The organism is Arthrobacter sp. SO5 (genome assembly GCF_020532805.1).
Lineage (GTDB): Bacteria > Actinomycetota > Actinomycetes > Actinomycetales > Micrococcaceae > Arthrobacter.
This window is the reverse complement of record NZ_MQTQ01000048.1, coordinates 21,466-27,465: the sequence shown is the minus strand read 5'-3', so window position 1 is coordinate 27,465 and position 6,000 is coordinate 21,466. Positions and strand designations below refer to the sequence as shown.

The window sequence follows — 6,000 nt, the reverse complement described above, 5'->3', positions numbered from 1 at the left end:
CCCCCGCCACTACGGCGGGCTCGGACTCTCCCTCGTGTACTACGGCCGGGCGCTGGCGATGCTCGGTTCGGTGCATCCGAGCCTCGGCGCCCTGATCTCCGCCCACCAGTCCATCGGCGTCCCCGAGCCCGTCAAGGTGTTCGGCACGCCGGAACAGAAGCAGGAGTACCTGCCGCGCTGCGCCGCCGGCGCTATCACCGCGTTTCTGCTGACAGAACCCGACGTCGGCAGCGACCCCGCCCGGATGGGCAGCACCGCCGTCCCGTCCGACGACGGCGAGTCCTACCTCCTGGACGGCGTGAAGCTCTGGACCACCAACGGCGTGATCGCCGAGCTCGTCGTCGTCATGGCACTCGTTCCCGCCCGCACCGGCGCGGACGGCACAGTGCACAAGGGCGGCATCAGCGCCTTCGTCGTGGAGATGGACTCCCCGGGTATCACGGTCGAAAACCGCAACGCCTTTATGGGGCTGCGCGGCATCGAAAACGGTGTCACGCGCTTCCACCAGGTCCGGGTGCCGGCAGCCAATCGGCTGGGCCGCGAAGGCCAGGGCCTGAAAATCGCCCTCACCACCCTGAACACCGGGCGGCTCGCGCTTCCCGCGCTCTGCGTCGCCTCCGGGCGGTGGAGCCTGAAGATCGCCCGCGAATGGTCCAACGCGCGCACCCAGTGGGGCCGGCCGGTCGGCCAGCACGAGGCCGTAGGCAAGAAGATCGCTTTCATCGCGGCAAGCGCGTTCGCCCTCGACGCGGTCTTCGAGTTGTCCGCGGAGATGGCCGACGCCGGGCAGAAGGACGTCCGGATCGAGGCGGCGCTGGCGAAGCTGTGGTGCACCGAGATCAGCTGCCGGATCGCCGACGAGCTGGTGCAGATCCGCGGCGGCCGCGGCTTCGAAACGGCGGACTCGCTGGAGGCGCGCGGTGAGCGCGCAGTGCCGGCAGAACAGCAGCTGCGTGACCTCCGGATCAATCGGATCTTTGAGGGGTCCTCGGAGATCATGAAACTTCTAATCGCGCGGGAAGCCGTGGACGCGCACCTCGCCGCGGCCGGCGACCTCGCCTCCGAGGACGCCAGCCTGTCCGAGAAGGCGAAGGCGGCGGTTGGCGCATCCGGTTTCTACGCGAAGTGGCTGCCCAGGCTCGTGGCCGGAGCCGGCATGGATCCGCGGTCCTACAGCGACTTCGGCAGGCTGGCCAAGCAACTTCGCTTCGTCGAACGCTCCTCCCGGCGGCTGGCCCGGCAGACCTTCTACGGTATGGGCCGCTGGCAGGCGAAGCTGGAGCACAAACAGGCATTCCTGGGCCGGATCGTGGATATCGGCGCCGAGCTGTTTGCGATGGCCGCCTGCTGCTCACGGGCGGAGATGCTGCTGCGCACTGCTCCGGACCGGGGCGCCTCCGCCTACGAGCTCGCCGAGGCCTACTGCGAGCAGGCCCGGGTGCGGGTGGAGGAGTATTTCGACCAGCTGTGGAGGAACACGGACGACGCTGACCATGTCCTCGCGCGTAAGGTCCTGGCCGGCAACTACGAATGGCTTGAAGCGGGCGTCCTTGACCAGTCCGAAGGCACCGGCCCGTGGATTGCCGACGCCAGCCCGCGCGCTTCGGCGAGGAAGAACCTGCACCGCAAATACCGCTGATCCGGGGCATCGAACGAATCCCCGCGGCCCGCCTCGATAGTAAGCATCCTTGCTACCGCGTTCCGTCCGTGCTTAGGTGGAGCCAAGTTCTGCACGCCGGTCTACGATTTTCTGTGCCCGGATTATCCGTGCCCCCGGATCAAAACAGTGAAAGTGAGTAGTCCTCATGAGCAGCACAGCAGGCCCCGAAGACCGACCGTCCCGACGCGCTGGCGAGGAGGAAGCCAGCGTCAACCCGGACGCGCGCATCCATGATGCCCGCCAGGACGCGGACCGCCGGACCGCAGACCGCGCCGAGACCGCCCCGGTGGATCCCGTGCGCCGCGAGCCGCTCCCTGCCGAACCTGTCAGCAGCACCCGCGCCGAGGACACGCGTGCCATTCCCACCGGAGCCGCTGACGCCACCCGGACCCATGATGTGATCCGCGCCGAACCGACCCGCGCCCAGCCGGTCACCGCCGAACCGACCCGCCCCCAGCCGGTCACCGCAGGACGGCACGGCGACGGCCCCGTCGCCGTCGCAGTCGCCGAAGAGGTGCCCACCCGCGAAACCGTTGTTGCCCGGGAAAAGGAGCAGTTCGGCGGCCTCAAGATCGGCTCCGCCTTCTTTGGCTGGCTCGCGGCCACCGGCATGGCGGTGCTGCTGACCGCCTTCGTCGCCGCCGCCGGCACCGCCGTCGGGCTCGCCACCAACACCGACGTCAACGAGGCCGTCAATTCGGGCAACCAGACGGTGGGCCTCGTCGGCATCATCGTACTGCTGGCTATCCTGCTGGTGGCTTACTACTGCGGTGGCTACGTTGCAGGCAGGATGGCCCGGTTCAATGGCGCCATACAGGGCTTCATGGTGTGGGTCTGGGCCCTCATCGCGGCGGTCGTCGTCGCGATTTTCGGCCTCGTGGCCGGCCAGAAATACAACATCCTGGCGAGCCTGAACAGCTTCCCGCGCATCCCGGTCAATGAGGGCCAGTTGACCACGACGAGCATCATCGCCGCCGTGGTAGTGGCAATCGTTGCCCTGGTGGGTGCGGTGCTGGGCGGCCTCGCCGGCATGCGCTTCCACCGCAAAGTGGACCGCGCCGGCTTTACGCCGGTGGAAACCGTCGAAGAGCGTTAGGCACCCGCTGTCCCGGGTGCAGCGGGTTCAGCCGAGCAGCGCGGCATCCAGGTAGTACCAGCGGCGGTCAACGCGGAGGAACCGGCTGGTTTCCTGATGGACTCCGCTGCCGCCGGCGTGCCGGAAATGGGCTTTGAACTCCACCGTCCCCTCGCTGTCCAGCGGGCCGCCGCGGCTGGTTGAGACGATATCGAGGCGGCGCCACTGCATGGCCGGATCCAGCTCCAGTTCAGCCGGGCGGGTGTCCGGATGCCAGGTCCGCAGCAGATAGCCTGCGTCCAGCAGGACGAAGGCGCTGTACCTGGCGCGCATGAGCTGTTCCGCCGTCGACGCCTCCGCGTCCCCGTGGTGGAAGCGGCCACAGCAATCGCCGTACTGCTCTCCTGAAAGGCAGGGGCAATTCCCTTGGTATGCGGCACCGTCCCGCTGGTGGTTTGGCTCCGGGGTGGGGGCGGCAGCGTGCGTCACGGGGTGTCCTTCCGGCGGGGCCGGACGACGCCGGCGGGGCTGATTCCGACTATAGACGCTGCCGGCCCGGACGCCGCCGCCCTGCCTCGGATAACAGCTTCAACACGTCTTGGCGGAGACCGGCGATCTCCGCCTATCGGCTCCGAAAAGTCCGTATGGTTGAGAGGTGCTGTGGCCCGGCGCAATTGTTGCGGCGGGCAGCGCATGGCAGGCCGGTCCGGAAAGGTGAAATGGAAGATCCAACAACCATCGCGCTGAACCTGACCTTCTTAATGACCGTGGGAGTGGCGTTTGTCATGTTCCTCGGCCTCTTCCTCGTGTTTGTTGCGACGCTGGTGATTGCCGGCGCCGGCCGGCTCGTGGCGGTTGTCCTCATGGCGACCGCCCGGTCCGTAGGCCGTCCCGCCGCCGAAACCGCCCGGTCCGCGAAACGTCCCAAGCCGGCCAAGAAGGAACCCGTCCTGTCACCGGAGTGGGCTGCCGCCGTCGCGCGGGCCGATGCACGCGCCGCCTCCCGGGCCAAGGCGGAAGCCGCCCCGCCCATCAGGGTCTCGGTCCGCGAGCTCCCCAGCCCCACGGCGCTGGCGCAGGACCTGACGGAAGTAGCGCCGCTCGTCGCGTCTGCCACGGACCGCAACGGCGAGCTCGGCACCGTTCCGCGCGCATTCAAGAAACTCCCCGTGTCCGCCATGGAGTCCGTCCTGGACACCGGCTCGCTCGATTCGCTGCCCGGCCGCCTGCCGGCACCCAAGGATCTCAGCCTGCGGCCGCCGCATGCCCAGGAACGCAAAGCCGGCTGAGGCCTTACTCCGGACAGCTATGTCGGCTACGGTGAAACCCATGGAATTCAGATACCTGGGGAACAGCGGCTTCAAAATTTCGGAAATCACCTTCGGCAACTGGCTGACGCACGGATCGCAGGTGGAGAACGACGTCGCCACGCAGTGCGTCCGGGCAGCGCTCGACGCCGGTATCAGCAGCTTTGACACCGCGGACGTGTACGCCAACACGGTAGCGGAGACGGTCCTGGGCGATGCCCTCAAGGACGAGCGGCGGGAATCGGTGGAGATCTTCACGAAGGTTTTCGGCCCCACTGGTCCCAAGGGCCACAACGATCTTGGGCTCTCCCGCAAACACATCATGGAGTCCATCAACGGCTCCTTGACCCGGCTGCAAACGGACTACGTGGACCTCTACCAGGCCCACCGCTATGACTTCGAGACGCCGCTGGAAGAGACCATGCAGGCGTTCGCGGACATCGTGCGCCAGGGCAAGGCGCTGTACATCGGTGTCAGCGAGTGGACGGCCAGCCAGATCCGCGAAGGCCATGCCCTCTCCCGTGAGTTGGGCTTCCAGCTGATTTCCAACCAGCCGCAGTTTTCGATGCTGTGGCGGGTGGTTGAAGCCGAGGTGATTCCCACCTCCGCGGAACTTGGCCTGTCCCAGATCGTCTGGTCCCCCATGGCGCAGGGGGTCCTGAGCGGCAAGTACCACCCCGGCAAGCCGGCCCCGGAGGGCAGCCGAGCCACGGATGCCAAGGGCGGCTCGAAGATGATCGAGCGCTGGATGTCAGACGAGGTCCTCACCGGTGTGCAGAAGCTCAAGCCGATCGCTGAGGAAGTCGGACTGTCCATGGCCCAGCTGAGTATCGCCTGGGTGCTGCAGAACAAGAACGTGGCCTCCGCCATCATGGGCGCCTCCCGGCCGGAGCAGATCGAAAAGAACGTGGCGGCTGCGGGCGTGAAGCTGGAGGCCGGAATTATGGAGAAGATCGACGCCGCGATCGGTTCCCTCGCCGAACGCGACCCCGCGCAGACCAAGTCGCCCGCCTCCCGGGAGGCATAGTCCGTGGCGGGCAGCCCTGAGGTTGCCGTCACCGGTTCCACAGGCCACCTGGGCGGCCTGGTGGCGCGGCTGCTGGCCGACGCCGGAAATGCCCAGCGGCTGCTGGTGCGCGACGCCGCACGGGCACCCGAGCTGGCAGGTGCGGTGCCCGTCATCTGCGCGTATGCGGACCCGGTGGAGGCGTCGGCTGCGCTGGAAGGGGTGAAGACCCTGTTCATGGTCTCCGCCGCCGAGGCCGAGGACCGGCTCCAGCAGCACTACACGTTCGTGGACGCCGCGGCAGCAGCCGGGGTGCAGCACATCGTCTACACCTCGTTCTTCGGCGCCGCGCCCGATTGCACCTTTACCCTGGGCCGGGACCACTACGCCACGGAGGAACGGATCAGGACCTCGGGAATGGACTTCACCTTCCTGCGGGACAACTTCTACCTCGACTTCCTGCCCCTGCTCGCCGGCGAGGACGGCGTTATCCGCGGGCCCGCCGGGGGCGGGGTCATGGCAGCCGTCGCCCGCGCGGACATCGCCCGTTCGGCCGCGACGGTGCTCCGGGACCCGGCGCTGCATGTGGGCCGGACGTATGACCTCACCGGCCCGGAGGATATCTCCCTGGCCCGGGCCGCCGAGCTTCTCACCTCCGGGACCGGCCGGACCATCACTTTCCACCACGAGACCCTGGCGGAGGCCTACGCCTCGCGGGCCTCCTTTGGCGCCCCGCCGTGGCAGGTCGACGCCTGGGTGAGCACCTATACCGCCATTGCCGCCGGGGAACTCGCCGGCCCGACGTCGGCCGTGCACGAGCTCACCGGCCGCGAACCGCTGGGCCTGGCCGGGTTCCTGGCGGCGTCGCATCGGCTTTAGGCGCCCCGGGGAATCTCCGGCCGCCGCCGGACTGGCCCAGTATTGACCGCGTCCGGGGAGCGGCGTAGACCTG

Annotated in this window: 6 protein-coding genes; 5 read left to right on the top strand and 1 reads right to left on the bottom strand. The window is 68.1% G+C overall.

The genetic code is table 11. The features are described 5' to 3' along the window. The coding region (locus BJG92_RS08525) for an acyl-CoA dehydrogenase family protein (protein ID WP_232083603.1) at nucleotides 1-1,639 on the top strand (1,639 nt) is incomplete at its 5' end. A gap of 166 nt (nucleotides 1,640-1,805) precedes the next feature. After that, nucleotides 1,806-2,756: a TIGR04086 family membrane protein gene (locus BJG92_RS08520; protein ID WP_232083602.1), complete on the top strand. Its 951-nt coding sequence runs from the start codon at nucleotides 1,806-1,808 to the stop codon at nucleotides 2,754-2,756. 27 nt (nucleotides 2,757-2,783) lie between these two features. On the opposite strand, the gene BJG92_RS08515 is transcribed toward BJG92_RS08520, so the two are convergent. Continuing rightward, the gene (locus BJG92_RS08515; protein ID WP_232083601.1) at nucleotides 2,784-3,224 is read right to left on the bottom strand and encodes a YchJ family protein; all 441 of its coding nucleotides are present in this window, start codon (nucleotides 3,222-3,224) and stop codon (nucleotides 2,784-2,786) included. A 230-nt stretch (nucleotides 3,225-3,454) separates the two neighbouring features. Between BJG92_RS08515 and BJG92_RS08510 the strand changes: the two genes are divergently transcribed. From BJG92_RS08510 to BJG92_RS08500, 3 genes are read left to right on the top strand one after another with little or no spacing between them, the layout of a single operon-like run. Next, nucleotides 3,455-4,024, top strand: coding sequence for a hypothetical protein (locus tag BJG92_RS08510; RefSeq protein ID WP_232083600.1), 570 nt, complete (start codon nucleotides 3,455-3,457; stop codon nucleotides 4,022-4,024). A gap of 40 nt (nucleotides 4,025-4,064) precedes the next feature. Further along, nucleotides 4,065-5,069, top strand: coding sequence for an aldo/keto reductase family protein (locus BJG92_RS08505; protein WP_232083599.1), 1,005 nt, complete (start codon nucleotides 4,065-4,067; stop codon nucleotides 5,067-5,069). Between the two features lie 3 nt (nucleotides 5,070-5,072). After that, nucleotides 5,073-5,927 carry an SDR family oxidoreductase gene (locus BJG92_RS08500; protein ID WP_232083598.1) on the top strand — a complete coding sequence of 285 codons (855 nt, stop codon included), beginning with the start codon at nucleotides 5,073-5,075 and terminating at the stop codon, nucleotides 5,925-5,927. Nucleotides 5,928-6,000 lie beyond the last annotated feature (73 nt).